This is a genomic window from Dyadobacter sp. (assembly GCF_039919315.1).
Taxonomy (GTDB): domain Bacteria; phylum Bacteroidota; class Bacteroidia; order Cytophagales; family Spirosomataceae; genus Dyadobacter.
Genome location: NZ_JBDSFX010000021.1, coordinates 18,853 through 38,406, shown reverse-complemented (window position 1 = coordinate 38,406; position 19,554 = coordinate 18,853). Strand labels below are relative to the sequence as shown.

The following is a 19,554-nucleotide window of genomic DNA, read 5'->3' as shown; positions in this document are numbered from 1 at the left end:
ATTTTTAACACTATATCAGCTACGCATTCGTTATGAATCGTGTAGCTTTTTTTATTACCTTTGCAGTTAATATGCGAAAAAACAGTCCAGCAAGCTATTTCTTGCTTTTTATTGCGGTTCTTGTCATTACTTCCTGTAGTAAATTTTCTAGATTACAAAAGACGGGTACGGATCAGGAAAAGTATGATGCCGCGATGTCTTATTATAAAAAAGGAGATTTTTACCGATCGGGGTTACTATTCGAAGAGCTTATTCCTCTTCTCAAAGGAAGTACGGAATCTGAGTTGGCTCAGTTCTATTATGCGTATACCCAGTATCAGCAGGGACAGTACAATACAAGTCAGTTTCTGTTCAAAAAGTTTTTTGATACATACGCCAGAAGTGATTACGCTCAGGAGGCATTTTACATGCACGCATTTTCGCTGTATAAGGATTCCTCTCCTTTCAACCTGGATCAGACCAGCACATTTACAGCCATTTCGGCGATGCAGGATTTCATCAATACCTATCCTGATAGCCCTTTCCGCGAAGAATGTACCCGTTACATTTTAGAACTAAGGTCCAAACTGGAAAGAAAAGCTTACGAGAGAGCCCGGTTATATCACAAGATCAGTGACTTTAATCCAATGTCCATGAAATCAGCGGTGATTTCGATCGAAAACTTCCGCAAAGATTTCCCAGACTCCAAATTCAATGAAGAATTGGCGTTCCTGAAAGTGGAATCCCAATATAACCTCGCTGCTAATAGTTACAGTGACAAGCAAAAAGATCGTTTTCAAGACGTTCTTAAATTCTACAGGGAACTGATCGACAAATATCCTACCGGCAAGTATAACCGGGATGCAGAAAAAATGTTTGACGACAGTCAGAAGCAAATAGAAGTTATTGCAAAGTTGGAACAGGAAAGACAGAAACTAAAAGAAGTCCAGCCTGACCCTGAGAATAAACCAACCAAGGTTACAACCCCAACCCCAACTCCTGCCATTGCAGAGCCTAAGGGACAATAGTTGGTATAATAGTGTTTTAAAGTTTTAAACTATATCAAAATCAAGTATGGCAACCAATCCATCAATCATTACCCGGGATACGGACAAAATTGCGGATGTAACAGGCAACCTATATGAATCTGTATCGGTAATTTCCAAAAGAGCCCGTCAGATATCCGCCAAAATGAAGGAGGAGCTCAATAACAAGCTGGCAGAATTTGCGTCTGGTGTGGATAATCTGGAAGAAGTGTTCGAAAACAGAGAGCAGATCGAAATTTCCAAATTTTACGAGCGCATGCCAAAAGCAGGAAGTATTTCAATAGATGAGTTTATCGAAGGAAAAACTTACCACGCTTTCCGCGACACAACGGAAGAATAATTCCTGAAAACTTTATACAGCCAGTCACAAATCAGTTTTGTGGCTGGCTTTTCATTTACCGGCTATAAATTAAAATTGATAACGTTATCTCTGTAACTTTATGCCTGCTGATGAAAGGCAATATCAATGTTGGCCACCCAAATTATTTAAAAGTTGGATCTCAAAGGAAAGAAGATACTGGTTGGAGTATCGGGGAGCATAGCTGCTTATAAATCTGCGTTGCTAGTGCGGTTACTTGTAAAAGCCGGAGCTTCGGTCAAGGTGGTTATGACTGACGCAGCGAAGGAATTTATTACTCCCCTAACCCTGTCAGTTCTTTCAAAAAATCCCGTTCTGAGCACTTTTACAGATCAAAAAAACGGACAGTGGAACAACCACGTGAATCTTGGGCTGTGGGCGGACGCCATTGTCATTGCGCCTGCTACCGCCAAAACCCTCTCCAAATGCGCTACCGGAAATTGCGATGATCTGCTAACCGCAGTCTATTTGTCGGCACGGTGCCCGGTATTCTTTGCGCCGGCCATGGATGTGGACATGTACCATCACCATTCTACCAAAATCAATATCAGCAAATTAGAAAGCTTTGGAAATATTTTCATACAGCCTGATTTTGGAGAATTAGCCAGCGGCCTGGTAGGTGACGGACGCCTTGCTGAGCCTGAAAAGATCATTACTGAACTATCGGCCCACTTTACAAGAAAGCAAATCGCAACAACCAAAAGAGTTTTAATTACCGCCGGACCGACTGTGGAACCCATTGACCCGGTTAGGTACATTAGTAACAGATCTTCGGGCAAAATGGGTTATTCCATTGCCGAAGCATTTGCCGCCTCAGGTGCGTCTGTGACCCTCGTTACCGGCCCCACGAATTTGAAGGTTACCAATGCGAATATTAAAGTCATTCACGTCGAAAGTTCCAGCGAAATGTTTGAAGCAACGCACGAACAGTTTGAACAAAATGATGTTGTCATATTCTCGGCAGCAGTAGCAGACTACACTCCGAAGCACGTAGCTGATCAGAAGATCAAAAAACAGGGACATGAAATGGTTTTGGAATTGGCCAAGACCACCGACATTGCAGGAACATTGGGCCAGTCAAAAAGAGAAGGGCAATTGCTGATTGGCTTTGCATTGGAAACGGAGAAGGAAATGGAATATGCTTTGGATAAATTACAGCGTAAAAACCTCGATTACATTATCCTCAATTCTTTGAATGATCCCGGCGCCGGCTTCGCACACGATACCAACAAAATTACCGTTATTGACAAGTATAAAAACATTCAGCATTTCGATTTGAAATCCAAAGAAGAAGTTGCGCTGGACATTTTAAATATTGTTTTAGCCAAATGGAGCGAAGCATGAAAAAAATAGGTTTTCTGGCACTTTTGGTGACCATTTTTAGCTTTTCAGGAAAACTGTTCGCTCAGGAATTCCAATTCTCTGTGAACCTTAATTACGAGCAGTTAATAGCGCAGCAGAAAACGGATCCGCAGTCGATGAGCCAGCTGCAAACTTACATGAATGATTTTCTGAACAATACGCGCTGGACTAATGACCAGTTTAACAAAGAAGAAAAAATCAAATGTAAGCTGAATGTGAACCTGACACGTTCGCTGAGCCAAGGCAATTATGAAGGAAATGCACAGCTCGTGGTTTCTCGCCCCGTGTTCAATTCAAATTATGAAACGGTGCTTTTCACCTACGTGGATAAAAACTTCACATTTACCTATTTGCCTAGTACCCAGTTATATTTCAATGAAAACAGCTATACCGAGGAGCTGCCATACATTCTAGCTTTTTATGCCAATGTAGCCCTGATCTTCGACTATGATTCATTTAGCAAACTGGGTGGCGCTCCTTATGTGCAAAAAGCATTTAATCTGGTGAATCAGGCAAGAAATTCTTCTCCCAACAAAAGAGGATGGGACTCAAATGGAGATTCAAAAAATCGCTATTGGCTGATTGAAAATCTGATGAGCCAGCAGTTCACACCATTCCGGGAAGGTATCTACAAATACTACCGTGAGGGATTGGACGTTGCCACTCAAAACCCGGCAGGAACCCGCGCGAAAGTGCTCGAATTCCTGAATACTGTTAAGGACGTGAACCAACTTCGGCCGGCCAGTGTGGTCGTCAATTCATTTTTTGATGCCAAATCCGATGAATTGTACAGAATACTAATCGAAGCGCAGCCGGAAGAACGCGCCCAGGCGTACAGTCTTCTCGTCAATCTTGATCCGAGCAAAACGCAGCTATACCAGCGTTTGTCGATGTAGTTTTTAGGTAGTTTTAAATGGCGATGCCAAAATTTATGAGTAAAAGATTAGTCCGCATTTCGACAGCTAACATATTTCCAGCATTAGAGAAATTAATAAAACAGGAAATTAACGTCATTCTTCAAAACGGAAATACACATTTTGGCAAACTGGCCTCCTTCACCAAGGAAAAATTGATCCTGACAGATACCCGGAACCACTCTCATCAACTGACACTTTCGGAGCTTTACGAAATTGTTTATGATCACGCTGTTGTTCCCACATTAAAATAACCTTCGCTAGCGAGTTATATTTCCAATTTGTTGATATGATACCTATATTCGTATCGGAGACAAGAATTATCAATTTCCTCCTTAAAGGCACGATTGCATTATCTCCGGTAATCCGCTTAAATTAGATATGCTTTCTAATTTACTTATCAAAAATTACGCTCTTATCAAGCAACTGGAAATGTCCCCCGATCCGGGGCTCAACATTATCACCGGTGAAACAGGCGCAGGAAAATCTATTATGCTGGGTGCCATCGGCTTGCTGCTTGGTAACCGGGCAGACGTGAAGTCGCTATATGATGCAGACGAAAAATGTGTCATTGAAGGGAGTTTCAATCTTGCAGGCTATGACCTCGCACCCAATTTTGAAGAGGAGAACCTGGATTTTTCGGATGAATGTATCATCAGGCGCGAGATATCCGTCGCAGGCAAATCCAGGGCATTCATCAATGACACACCTGTCAATCTTGATACATTAAAAAAGATAGGTAGCCAGCTGCTGGACATTCATTCACAGCATGACTCGATTATGCTGGGTAATAATGAGTTTCAGTTGCAGGTCGTTGACTCCTTTGCGGACAATGGTGATCTTTTGAAAACCTACAAAAATGATTATCAGAACTTCCGCGACGCTTCACGTTCACTGGACGAATTAAAGTCAAAAGCTGCCCAGCTTCGTAAGGAATTCGATTATGATCAGTTTCTTTTTCAGGAGCTCAGTAACGCAACACTTTCAGCGGACGAGCAGGAAAAATTGGAACAGGAATTGACTATTCTTGAAAATGCCGTAGAAATTAAGGAACGGCTGCTGCTTGCCCATACTTACCTGGACAATCCTGAAAATTCCATTCTGGATCTTCTCAAAAATTCCATAGCAGCATTGTCACAGGCTTCACGGCTTGTCCCTGCATACGACACGCTACGCCAGCGTGCACAGAGTGCGCTGATTGAGCTGAGAGACCTCGCGGATGAAATTGACCAGGTAAACAGCGGAGTGGAAGTAGACAGGGATAGAAGCTCGCAGGTTCAGGAACGGCTGGATCTCATCTATTCATTTCTGAAAAAGCACCAGGTATCGTCTGTGGAGCAACTTTTAGAAATTGAACAAGAGCTGCAAAACAAGTTGAGCATCGTACTGAATCTGGATGATGAGCTTTTACTGGCAGAAAAGAAAGCTACCCAGGCAAGGGAAGTAATGCTTAAAAACGCAGGAATCCTGTCAGCAAGAAGACAAAAAGTAACAAAAGCGATTGAAAAATTGATACTGGAAAGACTGTCGGAACTGGGTATCCCCAATGCAACATTGTCGATCAAAGTCAGTGAAATCCAGCCAGCATTAACCGGGATTGACTCAGTTGTTTTTCTTTTCAGCGGAAATAAGGGAATTGTCCCGCAAGAGTTAAAACAAGTGGCGTCGGGAGGTGAGTTTTCACGTCTGATGATGGTTATTAAATATATTCTGGCTGACAAACGCAAATTGCCAACCATCATATTTGACGAAATTGACACGGGTGTATCTGGTGAGATAGCGAAAAAAATGGGTAGAATGATGCAGAATATGGCCCATAACCACCAGATTATCGCCATCACCCATTTGCACCAGATAGCCAGTAGCGGCGACGCACATTACTTTGTATATAAGGACCATTCATCCAAAAAAACGGTCAGTAAAGTCAAAAAATTAACCGTCGATGAACGTGTGCAAGAGATTGCGCAAATGATCGGTGGACATAACCCTTCTGAATCAGTTCTGCATAATGCACGTGAGATGATTCTGAAAGATTGAAACAGTACCACAGAAAACTACTCACATAATTAACACCACAAATGAAAAATTTCGTATTAACAATCGCTTTTCTGATCACACTTTGCGGATGTGGCCAGGAGGCGAAAAAAGATAAGGTTGCAGATCTCGAATCGGAGGTTATGACCATTCACGACGAAGTAATGCCGCAAATGGACGCTATCATGACGCTTAAATCCAAGCTATCCAAGAAAATACAGAGCATGGACAGTTTGCAAAACGAAGGAATAAGCAGCAATACGCTTGCCGAGCAACGTATCAAGGCAGCCGATCTGAACCAGAAACTAAATGAATCGGACAAACTGATGATGACCTGGATGCACGAATATCGTGGTGATTCTGCAAAAAAACTAAAACCAGAGGAAGCAGCTTCCTACTTTGAAAGTGAAAAAGAAAAGATACTTCTGGTTAAACAAACGACTCTCAAATCCATCCAGGAGGCCAAAACATTTTTAGAATAAAATTATGAAACTGAATTGCAAGACGTCCTTACTGAATATAACTATCCTTTCCATTGCCCTGGTATCCCTTTTTAGCTGCGGTAGTGACAACAAACTTCCTATTCTGGGAGAGCGTGACTGGGTAAAGAAAACCGTAGATGGGAAAGAAGTGGTGGACACGATTTATAACACCATTCCCGCGTTTTCATTTGTCAATCAGCAAGGTGATACGGTTTCTGAAAAAATCGTTGAAGGCAAGATTTATGTGACTGATTTCTTCTTCACGACTTGCCCTACCATTTGTCCGGTGATGAAACGGCAAATGATCAAGGTTTTTCAGCAATTTAAAGGAAATCCGGAGGTAATGATCCTTTCTCACACCATTGATCCTGAACACGATACCCCGCAGGTTTTAAACAAATTTGCAAAGGACCTGGGGATTGAAGGAACACAATGGCAATTTTTGACCGGCCCAAAAGATAAGATTTACAAGATCGGTCAGGAAAGCTACATGTCTACCGCCAAGGAGGACAAAAGTGCTGAGGGAGGCTACATTCATAGTGGAGCGTTCATTCTGGTGGACAAAGAAAAACACGTGCGCGGCATGTACGACGGTACCACTGAGGAAGGTACCCAGAAGCTGATCGCTGATATGAGAAGGCTGCTCGACGAGTATAAAAAATAAGCGACATTTCCGCACCGATTTGAATGATTAAAGCTAGTGCATTTATTTTGGCTACCACATTGCTTGCTTCCTGCCAGAATGCTGAGGAGTTGAAGAGTGAGCAATATTTTGTGGAAGGCTATCAGTTATATACAACCAATTGTTCCAATTGCCACCAGGCCGATGGCAAGGGTATGTCAAATCTTTATCCACCACTTGTCGGCTCTCCCGCATTGTCCAACAAGGCTCTCATTTCGTGTGTCATAAAAAATGGAATGAAGGACACGATCCTGGTGAATGGAAAAGTTTTTAAACGACCTATGCCAGCTAATCCCAAGCTTACCGAAATAGAAATCGCAGAGATCGTCAGTTTTGTTACTATGAAATGGGGGACAGACAGCACTTATACGAAGATTGAGACGGTGCAGAGTGCTTTGCAGGATTGTAAGATTTACTAGGGTCCGGTAATTTTATAAATGCCGGTCCCCTTTCTGAATTTAATGCGAGTAAAATCCTGTTCGGCATCCATCCCTACCGCATTCGTTACTTCCGCTGAGCCCTTTTTGCGAACGACAAGCGGTTTATCAGTGAATACTTTCCGGGTTCTCGGACTCCAGTTCAGCTCTGACGTGGTCAGAATTTGATTCGTTTCAGACATCACTACCCGCACCTTGCCTTTGACAATGTACACATCTGCATTCTGATCATATCTACCGGAGTCGGAGCGAAGGCGGGTGACTACTGTGCCCAGTGAGTCGAAAAAACTGATATTGATCGTATCGGGGAATACTTTCGTTTCATTCTGGTAGCGCAGTGATTTGGGTGTCCGCATCAGCACTTTCATGGCTCCTTGTTCGCTGTACTTTACCTCGACGTTGTGGACAATTTCCAAAGGCCCTGTATATAAGGCCCCAATTTTCGTCTTTTTTCCTTCGCAAGCCTGTAAAATCAATGCGACTAGGGCAACAAGATAAAAAGGAGATAAAAATTTATCTCCTTTTGCAATATACCTGAAGACCGATTCAATCAACATGAAGATTGTCTAATCAATTTTTTGTTTTGTAAACCAACGTTCAAGAAGCGTTATACCAAGTACTGCGCGTCCATAACGCTCCCTGATCATACCTGCGCCGGCGGTTCCGCGCTGGCCTCCTACCAGTGCTACCGACAGGAAGTTCTGATACCCCCTACCCATCGGGAATGTAAAGCCCAGGCTGACATTGGTGTCATTCACATCATTTTTATTAATGGTATAAGGCGTTTTCCCGTGGCTGAAACCAACCCGGTATCTCACCAGATTGAAATAGTTAAGAGATGTAAAACGCGGTAAATATTCCATTCCAACATGAATGCGGCCTACGTCTTTCAAATTGTCATTTGCACCTGAAAAGCTTCTGAACTGGGACCATGCCTGACGGCTGTAGTCTGCCGAAACGATCAGCTTAAACGGCCATTCAAGACTGGCTCCTACCTGAAACTGGCTTGGAGTAGTTAAGCCTCCCGACAAATTATTTTCAAGTGTATCGGGATCGATCACATTAAAAGAACCTTGCGTCAGTTCGAAGGATCTTACGTGTGTAGAATTGATCGTAGTACTGAAACTATACGCTCCACCCAGATTGAGGTTCAGCTTATTATCTTTTCTAATAGGAATACGAGCTGCTGCTCCTGCCCGAAACGAGATATCCGAATAGGTTGTTTTATCGCTCAAACTCACAATGTAGTCCCCTCCTGAATTGGAAAAAGGAACAGATACGTCGGTTGCTTTACGGACATTACCGAAGAAGTAACTGCTTTCAAGTCCGATGCTCACATACCTGCCCAGCTGTACTGAGTTTGTAATTGACGCTTTGTTTATTCCTCCTTTGCCTGTTGTGTAGTATTGTGCGGGTATCGAGGTTTCAGGAACCAATCTGGTAGACAAGTTCTGATAATCAATGAAGCTGTAAGGTTTCAGACTGACCCCGATCGCCCATCTGGGGCTTACGGGAAAGGATAATGACACATACGCGAGGTTTCCGCCTGCATTCCGTTGGTTCTTGTTACCAGCAACAATCTCTTTGTATTGACCGATCAAACCAATGTCCAGGGTCGTGAACCTGTTACGCACCCAAAGCGCAGGGTTCAGGTTGTTGATCTGAAAACCACTACCTGTGCTTACGCCAGACTGCCCCATTCCTGTGTTGTCAGAATATGACTCTCCGTAAAACTCTCCCATACCGATGGACGAGTAGGGGGAATTGCCTAAGCCTTGTGCTTTTAGCGCTGTTGTCAAGTCTGTACAACTCCATCCAAGTGTAATTGCAAGAGTAAGTATTCCGATTTTACTGTAAAGAGACATTATATGTTAAAATTCTGTTCAATCCTATTAAAACCAATTCTGGCACCGCAAAGATGGGTGGTTTCAGGCTACTTTCAAAAAAAGCGGCATCCCCTCCGCATAATACTACGCGTAAAGCGGGTGATTTGTGTCGATACCTCTCAATAATTCCTTCTATTTCTGCCAACACCCCATTCATTACCCCACTTTGCATCGCCTGTTTTGTACTTTTCCCGATCAAAACCGCATTCGCTTCGGGTTCTACAAGCGGAAGCCTTTTAGTGAACGAATGCATTGCATTGAATCGCATTTTAACCCCAGGAGAAATTAATCCGCCCTGAAAGGTCGCCGCTGCATCAATCAGGTCGTATGTAATGCAGGTACCCATATCGATCACCACCAGGTCTTCGCCCGGATACAAGAAATTAGCCCCGACGCAGGCAGCGATACGGTCTGCACCCAGTGTTTCCGGCGTATCATAATCTTTCCTGACCGGCAATGGTGTGTCTGGCGTCAGATTTAAAATTCGGACCGGCAGGTCCAGCGCTTTTCTGAACTCCTCTCCTGTTCGGTTGACCGAAGAATAAATAATATTTTGGGGAATTTCGGATCGTATACTATGGATCAGTTCATCGAAACTCAGGCGCGTCGCACAGCGTGTCAGTTTTTCTTCCTGGAACCAGCCAATTTTGGAGTAAGTATTACCTGAGTCAACAATCACATTCATCGTCCGCAAAAGTCTTATTTTTCGGCCATAAAAACTAATGTGCCATGGTTCTAAAATCTGCTCTAAATGCCTCATTCTATGGTTCTCAGCATAAGTTCATTTTAGAATGTGCCCTATGAATGTTGGATTCAGGTTTTTTGCATTTAATTATTTGGAAATAAAATTATATATAAGTACCTTCGTCACACTAAGTCCAGTATCGACTTATAAATCCAAAATCCATCTCGCGGTAACTCTCTATCTCAACGTTATCGAGGTTTAAAAAATCTTGCCGATTTATTGTCAATACTTCTATTGAATCTAATTGCAAACTTTCCCCGGCTGATCCTTCGTTATCTTTTAATTTGTAAGGTCATTTTAAGGGCTGAAACAAAAAATATTTATTTCCTAATATCAATGACCAACACGTGATGTCGAGATATGCTTCTCGGTTTTTATCCAATTAAATTCACAACCTTATTATTCAATTGGTAAAGTGTTACTTTACTTTCCATTTTCTGTATGCCTACAATTGATGAATTGAACATTAAGCTCCTATCTGAGCTTAAAGAAATAGCAGGTAGTCTTGGGATACCTGATCATACAAAACTCCCTAAAAAAGAATTAATTACCAGGATCCTATCACAACAGGAGATTGCACAAGTTGCCGAAGCACCTGTTGCGACCGAAACTTTTGCCGACGATTCCGATTCAGACGAACCTAAGAAAAAAAGGGTACGCAGGCCAGTTGAAACCGCTCCTATTGCAGTTAAACCTAATAGTCGCCCCGCCAGAAGTAAAAAAGACAGCGCATCTGCTAAATCATCCATTTCATTGTTTGATCCTGTTATCAGGAGCGAAAACCTGAAAAGGAATAGCGAAATGTTGAAGAACTTTGAACTGACTGAGGAAAGCGATTCGGAAAGCGACACATTAAACGACCTGGGTAAAGAAGAAGCAGTTGCGGCTGCGGAAGTAGAAACCACGGCGGAAGTGGAAACACAGGAAGAAAAGACCACCGAGGAAAATACCGAAGGAGAGCAGAGTGCTTCTACGAAGGAAGAAAGGACTTTTCCTGCTACCAATGAAACTCCGGAGCGCCAGCCTCAGCAGCAGCCTCAACCCAATCGCGAAGATCCTTCTTCCAAAATCAAACGCAATTATAACAACTACGTAAGGGAATTTGACGGTCTGATCGTCAATGAAGGGGTCCTTGAAATTATGCAGGACGGAGGATATGGATTCCTGCGTTCCGCTGATTACAACTACCTGGCCAGCCCTGACGATATATACGTTTCTCCTTCTCAGATCAAATTATTCGGTCTAAAAACCGGAGATACTGTGAAAGGTCAGATTCGCCCGCCCAAAGAAGGTGAAAAATATTTCGCTTTGCTGAGAGTGGAAACGGTGAATGGCAAAACTACTGAAGAGATCCGCGACCGTATTCCTTTTGAATACCTTACCCCTCTTTTCCCTGATGAGTGCTTGAAGCTCAGCTCCCGTCCCGATCAATATTCAACCAGGATTCTGGATCTTTTTGCACCGATTGGAAAAGGCCAGCGTGGGATGATCGTTGCACAGCCCAAAACTGGTAAAACAGTTTTGCTGAAAGAAATTGCAAATGCCATTACCCGCAACCACCCGGAGGTTTTCCTTCTGATACTGCTCATCGACGAACGTCCGGAAGAGGTTACCGATATGCAGCGCAGCGTGCGTGCAGAGGTAATTGCATCTACCTTCGATGAACAAGCTGACCGTCACGTGAAAGTGGCAAGTATTGTTTTGGAAAAAGCAAAAAGAATGGTGGAATGTGGTCACGACGTAGTGATCCTGCTCGATTCTATTACCCGTTTGGCCCGTGCGTATAATACTGTTGTTCCGTCTTCCGGTAAGATTCTTTCTGGTGGTGTGGATGCAAACGCGCTGCACAAACCAAAACGCTTTTTTGGAGCAGCCAGGAATGTCGAGCATGGTGGTTCTTTGACCATTATCGCTACTGCATTGATCGACACAGGTTCCAAAATGGACGAAGTTATCTTTGAAGAATTCAAAGGTACCGGTAACATGGAATTGCAGCTAGATCGTAAGCTTTCCAACAAGCGCGTATTCCCTGCTATTGATGTAATGGCCTCAGGTACACGCCGCGAAGATTTGCTTCTGGATAAAGAAACCCTCAAAAAGGTATGGATCCTGCGTAAACATATGTCCGATATGAATGCTATGGAATCTATGGATTTCCTTCTCGAACACATGAAAGGAACCCGAAACAACGAAGAATTCCTCATTTCGATGAACCGATAAATAATAAAGAGCCTGGGCCAACACCCAGGCTCTTTTAACTTGTTGCCAATACTATTGCATTTGCTGTGGCCAAAAGTTACTTTTAGAGTACCATTTATCTCTGCATTAATCTTCCGCACATGCTTAAAAGTAAGGCACTCTGGTGGACTTTCCTGACCGTTTGGATCCTGGGTGCCAGCTACTGGCATATATGCAGGATTAGGCTGATGTGCGATATTTTTGCCGATCCTGGTTTTTTGACCACTGCCATTGTGGACTCCAACGGACAGCCTGGCTCTTCTGATACCACCCTTACCTCGTCCCGGCCTGAAACAGATACAGAAGAACTGTTGCAGCATGCTATCATGTTTCTGGGCGCTATCGTACTGGGATTCTGCCTCGGCAATACTTCCAGTAGTAAAAGAAACAGAGACCTTAAATATAAGCTGAACCGTATTTTAAGAGAGATTGATTTCCATCAGTCCAAGCAATAATAATGTCTTTTCAACTTGATTTGCAGAGCTTTCCGGCAATTGCGGCAGAAATATTCTTTCTGCTCTGTGGTGCAGCGTTTCTTGGCTGGCTTTTTGCAAGGCTTATTATCAAGCGTCGGATGCGTAACTTGCGCGCCTTAATTGAAGAGAAGAAATTTGAACTTGCTGAATACAGAACATTCATGAAAAATCCTGTTGATTATCCCATAGCCACCAATGCGTCCAAAACCGTATACCCCGACACCAGCCCGGACCACGAACCAGACGACCTGAAACTCATAGAAGGGATAGGGCCAAAAATTGAGGAACTTCTTAACAAAGAAGGGATACATACCTACGAACAACTTTCCGAAACCGCTGTGATCCGTATTGTCGGGATACTGAAAAAGGCAGGGCCCAGGTTTCAAATCCACGACCCATCGTCCTGGCCCAAACAGGCAGGATACGCAAAAGACAAAAACTGGGAAGTACTCGATCAGTTGAAGATACAGCTGATTTCCGGCAAATAATCTCACACGAAAGACATAGTAAAGGCCCGCCATCGATGATAGCGGGCCTTTCTATTTTTCAATCCGAAGGTATTACAACGTAGTAACCGTTCTCTGAATGAACTGAGTGAGGTCGCTACCTGACAGTAGCCCTTGCGACAGTAATGCCAGATCGTATACCTGCTTAGCAAGTGCTTTCTGACTATCCTCATCCTCGGTTTGCAAAATGCGATTGATCACAGGGTGATTCGAGTTCAGCGAAACCGTGTACATCAGCGGCATATCTCCGAACATGGAACGCTGCCCCGAACTCGCCTGCATATCCGTCATACGACGCATGAACTCAGGGAATGTGATAACAACCGGCAGCTCGTCAACCGGCATAGGTTCAACCAGCACATTGGCGCTTTTGCTGCCTGCTATGTCTTCAAAAATCTTCTTGGCTTTATCTGAGTCTTCCGTCGAAAGAATGCTTTCGAGTTTCACATCCTTTTCCACAAGCTTATCCAATGTATCGGCATCTACCCTTTTTACATTGATTTTTTCAAGCTTTTGTTCCAATGTATTAATGAAGTGAGAGTCGATCATACTCGTCAATGCCAGTACATCGTAGCTTCTCTTCTTCGCCGATTGGATGAATGCATCCTGCTTTTTCTCGTCAGTTGTGTACAACCAAATCTGCGTATCGTTCTTATCTGTCTGATTTTCCTTCACCAGTTCGCGGTACTCGTCAAAAGTGAAGAACTTGCCCTCCGTATTTTTCAGCAGACAGAAATCTTTGGCTTTTTCATAAAACTTGTCGTCGCTGATGATACCATATTTAACAAAAAGACCAATATCATCGAATTTCTTCTCGAATCCTTCGCGATCGTTTTTGAATATTTCTGAAAGCTTGTCTGCTACTTTACGCGTAATGTATCCGTTGATCTTCTTCACATTACCGTCCGCCTGCAAATAACTTCTTGATACATTCAAAGGAATGTCCGGAGAGTCGATCACGCCGTGCAGCAATTGAAGGAAATCTGGTACAATGTCTTTCACTTCGTCGGTGATAAACACCTGGCGGCTGTAAAGCTGGATTTTTTCACGTTGCCCCTGGAAGTCGTTTTTCAGTTTTGGGAAATACAACACCCCGGTCAGATTGAACGGATAATCCACATTCAAATGAATCCAGAAAAGCGGGTCTTCACCAAACGGATATAGTTCTTTGTAAAATGCAAGGTAATCCTCGTCAGTCAGATCAGACGGGCTTTTTGTCCAGATCGGGTTAGGATTGTTAATGACCTTGTCTTCAAATTCGATTTCGACGGGTAGGAATTTGCCATATTTTTCAAGAATTCCACGCAGACGGTGCTCATCCAGGAATTCTTCCGAGTCAGCAGCGATGTGCAGGATAATGTCCGAGCCGCGGCTTTCCTTCTCAGCAGCCGACAGTTCAAATTCGGTCGAACCGTCACATTGCCAGCGAACTGCTTCTGAACCTTCTTTGTAGGACTTGGTAATGATCTCAACATTTTCGGCAACCATATAGGCAGAGTAAAACCCAAGACCGAAATGGCCGATAATGCCTTTGTCGCCTTTGCCGTCCTCACCTTTGTCTTTGTATTTTTCTACAAATTCCGTAGCACCGGAAAATGCGATCTGATTGATGTACTTCTTGATTTCGTCCGCAGTCATCCCGATACCATTATCACTGATCGTGATCGTTTTGGCATCTTTGTCAAGCTTTACCGACACTTTAAGCTCACCCAGTTCACCATTGAACTCACCGTAAGAAGCCAGTTTCTTGATCTTCTGGGTAGCGTCTACTGCGTTAGAAACTAACTCTCTTAAAAAAATTTCGTGGTCCGAATAAAGGAATTTTTTAATTATCGGAAAGATATTCTCGGTGTGAATGCTAAGGTTCCCTTTTTCCTGAATCACTGATTCCATAGTTAAATTGTGTTTGGTTTTTATATTTTAGAATTGTTTTTCTGCTTTGCAATACCAGATTGAAATATGCGTTCCAAATACAATCAAAATGCACAATGGCTGACACATTGTCAGTTGTGAGATAAGCTTGCATTTCGGGCAACGAATCGGTTGGTAACTGACTTGCTTTTTGCTAATATTGCGCTCGGTAAACAACTCAACTAAAATCACCAAACAAGTTCATAAAGAACACTAATTTTAAACATGAATCTGATTAAAAAACTTTTTGCAGGAGTATTTCTTCTAGGCGCCGTTTCAGCCTGCACGACCATGAACTCCGTTCCTCTCTCTAATTACACAGTCTTTACCGAAGATCTGCGACGCGACCTCGAAGCTGCTAATATCCCCATTGAAAAAGTGCAGTTCTTCAACGATAAGTCTATCAACATCCGTCGCGAAGTGTCTGACCCGAATGACATTAAGGTCAATCCCGAAGGACAGATCACGATGAGTAACGGAAAAAGCATTCAGACTATTAATGTACTCCCTTTTACTCCGGGTGTGGCATTGAGTTCGGCCAACGGCGTGGTACATGTATCCTGGGACGATACTCAACAAGATACGAAGGGAATGAAATTTAACCTGAGTGGTCAAAATTACTTCCTTGACGTGCTACCCAGCAACAAATTCGACTATAAAGAGCGTACTTTCGATCTGCAAAGTGGAAACGGTGCCAGGCTGTTTGTTAAAAAGGATCTTTTGAAACAGGTAAAAAATTCAAGAGAGACATTAAAAGGAAGAAAAGTAGGCCAGTAACGGCTGACACTCATAAAAAGCAAAAAGGTCAGGAAATCCTGACCTTTTTGCTTTTGCACTACTTCAATTTAGTTTAGGTTAAAATATTGGCTTTTTTCTCCACTGATCTTAGGTTTACTAATAATTTGTGAATTTCTGATCAATACCAGGATCATCAACCCTATGATCACCGCCAGGGCGATCTGCAAAAAGGATATGATTCCGAAACTGGCGATATTACTTTTAGATTCCTTCATCAGGTTTTTCCCTATATCTGACTGTATACCTGCCAGTTCATTCAGATTGGCAATGGTTCCCTGGAATGTTCTTGCGCCTGTGCCTGCAAAAAGTGCCCTTCCTTCTTCCGCCATGCCAGCGGCGCAAAGACGCAGAATTCGGTTTTCCAGTAATCTGTATTCATCGACTTGTGTCTTAAACACATTCAGGCTTTTAGCCTCCTGGTCAACCAGATAAGTTTTCTCAAAAACGCCAATCAGTGAATCAATGCTTTTATTGTGCTCGTTCAATGCTATTCTCACTGCTTGCGCAGAATGCACATCACGTGCGAAAAGATGTTTTTCCAATGATAATCTTTTACCATATAAATTCTCCGTCAGATAAATGATCGTAGTGGCCGGAATGAGCCGATCCTTGTAAATCGAAGAAAACGAGCGGTCTATTCCTTGCATATTGTAGCGGGAAAGTAGTGTTGCCAGGATGATCAGCACCATTATTCCTCCCAGCAGCAGTGCAGCTTTCAGTTTTTGCTGGATTATGAAAGACCATTTCATGTAATGCTTGTTATCTTTTCCTCAGTCGACCCGTATGTTTCAAAAATACAAAAATATCTTTTTATAGTAACGTTAAAGAACGACAATTAATATTGATTTGTCACCTCAAGATAAAAATAAAATAGGCAGATCTGTGCTGATCTGCCTATTTTTCAAAGGGTTATCTGGTTCTTTTATTTCTGGCTGTCTCCCCCGCCCATCACGTCATTGTTGTTAACCGACTTGGTTTTCTTTTTGGGAGCATTGAAACTCATTTTACCAATCGAATAATTGAATGTGATCTTGAAATTGCGGTTGTACAGCTGCGTTTGGCCGGTTTGTACAAATTGCGGAGAATTTAGGTCGGAAGTAAATTTCACACCTTTGGTCAGGAAGTTCTCTGCGGCAAATCCAACACTTCCTTTCTTGTTAGCAAAATCCTTTTTGAACCCTAATGAATACATGTAAAAGCCTGTGCGTGTTCCTTGTAGCTGAATTTCCTTGCCGCGATAGAAACCGAAAGCCTGTAATCCCCAGCCCTGACGCAACGATATTTGTGACATTAAACGGCCACCATAGTTGAACCCAGAATTGCTGACAGCTATCGAAGTCCCTTCCCGGCTCGTCGTCTGTCCTTCCAAGTAAGAATGCAGGATGTCAAGGCTACCATTCACAGTCCATTTGGATGTCAGGTACACATTGGCGAACACATTCATACCGTAGGCCTGCTGCTTTCCAATGTTTTCATAAGTCGTCACGATCGCGCCCTGCAAGGTATCCACGGCCATTCTCACCTGCGTAATAGAGTTGTTGGTCTGACGAACAAATGCTGACACATTCAGATATGTCTTCTTAACATTCGTGCTCAATCCCAGTTCAAAGTTATCAGTCAGTTCAGGACTCAATGCCGGATTTCCGGTACTGATGTTTTGCGGATTGGCCAGATTTACATTGGGATTCAGCTGCTGAATACCAGGACGTTGAATTCTTCTGTTGTAGGCAGCTTTCAATGTAGTGCTTCCCGAAAGGCTTTTGGAAACGTTGATACTAGGAACCAGGTTACCATAATTAGGGATCGAAACTTTGCCCGCATCGCCCAGGTCGGCTGTGATGCCCGTGTATTCGTAACGTGTTCCCGCCTTGAATGTATATTTGTTTTTGGTAGTCAATGTGTAAGAAACATATCCCGCGGCTACATTCTGACTGTAGTTCAATGTTCCTGAAGGATTGTTGGGGCTCAATGAAAACTCACCGGATTCTCCCGCAGACAGGTATTTGTAATCACTATTAACGGCTCTGAAAATACCTTTTGCACCAAATTCCACCAGCTGATTCTTACCAATAGGAGTTTGATAGTCCGTTTGCAATGTGAATTCAGAGTTGTAGTTTTTGTTCTCGTTTTTCAGTTTGCCACTCACGGCACCCGATTCGTTCAACATATCTGTGTTAAAATTATTGGTCAGTCCGGTACGGCTGTACAGTGTTGAAATACTCCACTCCTGCTGCGGTTTGAAAGTACGGATGTAGTCAATGTTAAAATCAACGGTCCCGGAAAGATCCTTGCGGTTAACCTTTCTGAGCGAAGTAGCATCTAATGTGCTGTTTTCAAACTGGCTGATGGTCAGATCTTGTTTCTGGATAAAGTTTCTGGTACCATAACGCAATCCCGCCGACAGCGCTTGATTTTTCCCCAGGTCATAATCCCAGCCCAATGAGTACTGGCCAAATAATCCTCGGTCCTTCGCAGTAGAAGACTGATTGGTCAGGTAAGAATTTCCTCCTGAAAATGTGGTCTGGTTCAATGTAGACTCGGCTTTGTTATAAAACGCACGTCCGAATCCACCCAATGTAAAACCCATTTTCCCTTTTCTGTAACTTCCGTTCAGTCCAAGGTTAGTTCCACGGTTACCCACTCCCGAATCGATATTCAAAGTCAATCCTTGTAAGTTATTTTTCTTGGTAATGATGTTAATGATACCTCCTGAACCTTCCGCGTCATACTTCGCAGATGGCGAAGTGATTACTTCCACAGATTTGATCATATCAGCTGGTATCTGTTTCAATGCATCCGCAACATTGGCTGCAATGATGGTAGAAGGCTTATTATTGATGAGTACTTTAATATTGGAACTACCTCGCAATGAAACGTTTCCGTCCAGATCTACTGAAAGCATCGGTACTTTACGCAGCAGATCGGCAGCATCGCCACCTTTAGAAGTAATGTCTTTTTCAGCATTATACACCAGACGGTCTACTTTTTCTTCCACTAATGATTTTTCTCCGGTAATGGTCACCTCCTGTAAGTCCTGAGCGCTCGAAGCCAATTGAATGTTGCCCAATGCCACATCTTTTCCTTTTTCAATTTTGATATTTGAAATGGTGCGGTCTTTAAAACCGATAAACGAAATCAACAGCTTGTAACTTCCGGGGGCAACTTTGGTAATGGAGAACTTCCCGGTCTCGTCAGCGGTGGTACCGTCAATGGCCTTGTTGTCAGCAACATTGAATAATGCAATGCTTGCAAACTCTACACCTTTATTGGCGGCTGAATCCAGTACAATTCCTGAAATTTTGGAATTTCCTTTTGGAGCAGTTTCACTAATGACCGGGCTGCCTGGCTGACTCGGTGCCTGAGCATTGATTTGATTGAAAGAAGTCAGAATAAATATTGCAGCGACAATTTTTACTACTGAAAGAATCGGGGTTTTCATGGTTTTATAACTTAGATAAAAGAAGGGATCAAATGTGTTCGTCCTATTTAAATACAATTTCCAATACAAAGAAAAATAATCCTGTCCACTTCTATAATGATAATAGATGGTTGAGTCGTTTTCATCTGCGAACTGGCAGTTTTGAACACATTAATACCTTTCTGCGGAGGTAATCTTCCCGCATCTATCAGGTAGGAGATGCTGCTGGTACAATTTTGGTAAAGTGTGTTGTAGCAACAATATTGTTGCAGTTAATTGCTC

The 19,554-nt window shown here is 43.0% G+C and carries 19 protein-coding genes; 13 read left to right on the top strand and 6 right to left on the bottom strand.

Translation table 11 applies throughout. The features are described 5' to 3' along the window. Window positions 1–71 precede the first annotated feature (71 nt). The 9 genes from bamD (at window position 72) to ABIO93_RS05775 (ending at window position 7,276) form a co-directional block, all read left to right on the top strand. Window positions 72–1,007 (top strand): outer membrane protein assembly factor BamD, encoded by a 936-nt coding sequence (gene bamD / locus ABIO93_RS05815; protein WP_348065386.1) that lies wholly within the window; start codon window positions 72–74, stop codon window positions 1,005–1,007. A 46-nt stretch (window positions 1,008–1,053) separates the two neighbouring features. Then, complete coding sequence (locus ABIO93_RS05810) at window positions 1,054–1,365, top strand: DNA-directed RNA polymerase subunit omega (RefSeq protein WP_348065384.1); 312 nt, start codon at window positions 1,054–1,056, stop codon at window positions 1,363–1,365. Window positions 1,366–1,518: 153 nt separating this feature from the next. Further along, window positions 1,519–2,727, top strand: a complete 1,209-nt coding sequence (gene coaBC, locus ABIO93_RS05805; protein ID WP_348065382.1) for a bifunctional phosphopantothenoylcysteine decarboxylase/phosphopantothenate--cysteine ligase CoaBC — start codon at window positions 1,519–1,521, stop codon at window positions 2,725–2,727. Further along, complete coding sequence (locus ABIO93_RS05800) at window positions 2,724–3,641, top strand: DUF4835 family protein (RefSeq protein WP_348065380.1); 918 nt, start codon at window positions 2,724–2,726, stop codon at window positions 3,639–3,641. The genes coaBC and ABIO93_RS05800 overlap by 4 nt, the downstream gene beginning before the upstream one ends. Window positions 3,642–3,676: 35 nt before the next feature. Then, complete coding sequence (locus ABIO93_RS05795) at window positions 3,677–3,913, top strand: hypothetical protein (protein WP_348065378.1); 237 nt, start codon at window positions 3,677–3,679, stop codon at window positions 3,911–3,913. A gap of 127 nt (window positions 3,914–4,040) precedes the next feature. Continuing rightward, window positions 4,041–5,696, top strand: coding sequence for a DNA repair protein RecN (gene recN, locus ABIO93_RS05790; protein ID WP_348065376.1), 1,656 nt, complete (start codon window positions 4,041–4,043; stop codon window positions 5,694–5,696). Window positions 5,697–5,737: 41 nt separating this feature from the next. Beyond that, complete coding sequence (locus tag ABIO93_RS05785) at window positions 5,738–6,175, top strand: viral A-type inclusion protein (protein ID WP_348065374.1); 438 nt, start codon at window positions 5,738–5,740, stop codon at window positions 6,173–6,175. Between the two features lie 4 nt (window positions 6,176–6,179). After that, complete coding sequence (locus tag ABIO93_RS05780; protein WP_348065372.1) at window positions 6,180–6,839, top strand: SCO family protein; 660 nt, start codon at window positions 6,180–6,182, stop codon at window positions 6,837–6,839. Window positions 6,840–6,862: 23 nt separating this feature from the next. Further along, window positions 6,863–7,276 carry a cytochrome c gene (locus ABIO93_RS05775; protein ID WP_348065370.1) on the top strand — a complete coding sequence of 138 codons (414 nt, stop codon included), beginning with the start codon at window positions 6,863–6,865 and terminating at the stop codon, window positions 7,274–7,276. Here ABIO93_RS05775 and lptC read toward each other — a convergent pair. From lptC to ABIO93_RS05760, 3 genes are read right to left on the bottom strand one after another with little or no spacing between them, the layout of a single operon-like run. Continuing rightward, window positions 7,273–7,851, bottom strand: a complete 579-nt coding sequence (gene lptC / locus ABIO93_RS05770) for an LPS export ABC transporter periplasmic protein LptC (RefSeq protein ID WP_348065368.1) — start codon at window positions 7,849–7,851, stop codon at window positions 7,273–7,275. The genes ABIO93_RS05775 and lptC overlap by 4 nt on opposite strands. A gap of 9 nt (window positions 7,852–7,860) precedes the next feature. After that, entirely contained in the window at window positions 7,861–9,159 is a 1,299-nt protein-coding gene (locus ABIO93_RS05765) for a hypothetical protein (RefSeq protein ID WP_348065366.1), read from the bottom strand. Further along, window positions 9,143–9,865, bottom strand: coding sequence for a type III pantothenate kinase (locus ABIO93_RS05760; protein WP_348065651.1), 723 nt, complete (start codon window positions 9,863–9,865; stop codon window positions 9,143–9,145). Before ABIO93_RS05760 ends, ABIO93_RS05765 begins: the two co-directional genes overlap by 17 nt. A 501-nt stretch (window positions 9,866–10,366) precedes the next feature. Between ABIO93_RS05760 and rho the strand changes: the two genes are divergently transcribed. The 3 genes from rho (at window position 10,367) to ABIO93_RS05745 (ending at window position 13,127) form a co-directional block, all read left to right on the top strand. Next, on the top strand, window positions 10,367–12,145 hold the full coding sequence (gene rho / locus ABIO93_RS05755) for a transcription termination factor Rho (protein WP_348065364.1): 1,779 nt from the start codon (window positions 10,367–10,369) through the stop codon (window positions 12,143–12,145). Between the two features lie 119 nt (window positions 12,146–12,264). Further along, a complete protein-coding gene (locus ABIO93_RS05750) occupies window positions 12,265–12,618 on the top strand; it encodes a hypothetical protein (RefSeq protein WP_348065362.1) in 354 nt (117 codons plus the stop codon). A 2-nt stretch (window positions 12,619–12,620) separates the two neighbouring features. Next, complete coding sequence (locus ABIO93_RS05745; RefSeq protein WP_348065360.1) at window positions 12,621–13,127, top strand: hypothetical protein; 507 nt, start codon at window positions 12,621–12,623, stop codon at window positions 13,125–13,127. 72 nt (window positions 13,128–13,199) lie between these two features. On the opposite strand, the gene htpG is transcribed toward ABIO93_RS05745, so the two are convergent. Continuing rightward, window positions 13,200–15,038, bottom strand: coding sequence for a molecular chaperone HtpG (gene htpG, locus ABIO93_RS05740; RefSeq protein WP_348065358.1), 1,839 nt, complete (start codon window positions 15,036–15,038; stop codon window positions 13,200–13,202). A 243-nt stretch (window positions 15,039–15,281) separates the two neighbouring features. On the opposite strand from htpG, the gene ABIO93_RS05735 reads away from it, so the two are divergent. Then, window positions 15,282–15,833: a hypothetical protein gene (locus tag ABIO93_RS05735; protein WP_348065356.1), complete on the top strand. Its 552-nt coding sequence runs from the start codon at window positions 15,282–15,284 to the stop codon at window positions 15,831–15,833. Window positions 15,834–15,901: 68 nt separating this feature from the next. On the opposite strand, the gene ABIO93_RS05730 is transcribed toward ABIO93_RS05735, so the two are convergent. Continuing rightward, a complete protein-coding gene (locus ABIO93_RS05730; protein ID WP_348065354.1) occupies window positions 15,902–16,603 on the bottom strand; it encodes an MCP four helix bundle domain-containing protein in 702 nt (233 codons plus the stop codon). A gap of 173 nt (window positions 16,604–16,776) precedes the next feature. Next, window positions 16,777–19,293, bottom strand: a complete 2,517-nt coding sequence (locus ABIO93_RS05725) for a TonB-dependent receptor (protein WP_348065352.1) — start codon at window positions 19,291–19,293, stop codon at window positions 16,777–16,779. Window positions 19,294–19,554: the final 261 nt, after the last annotated feature.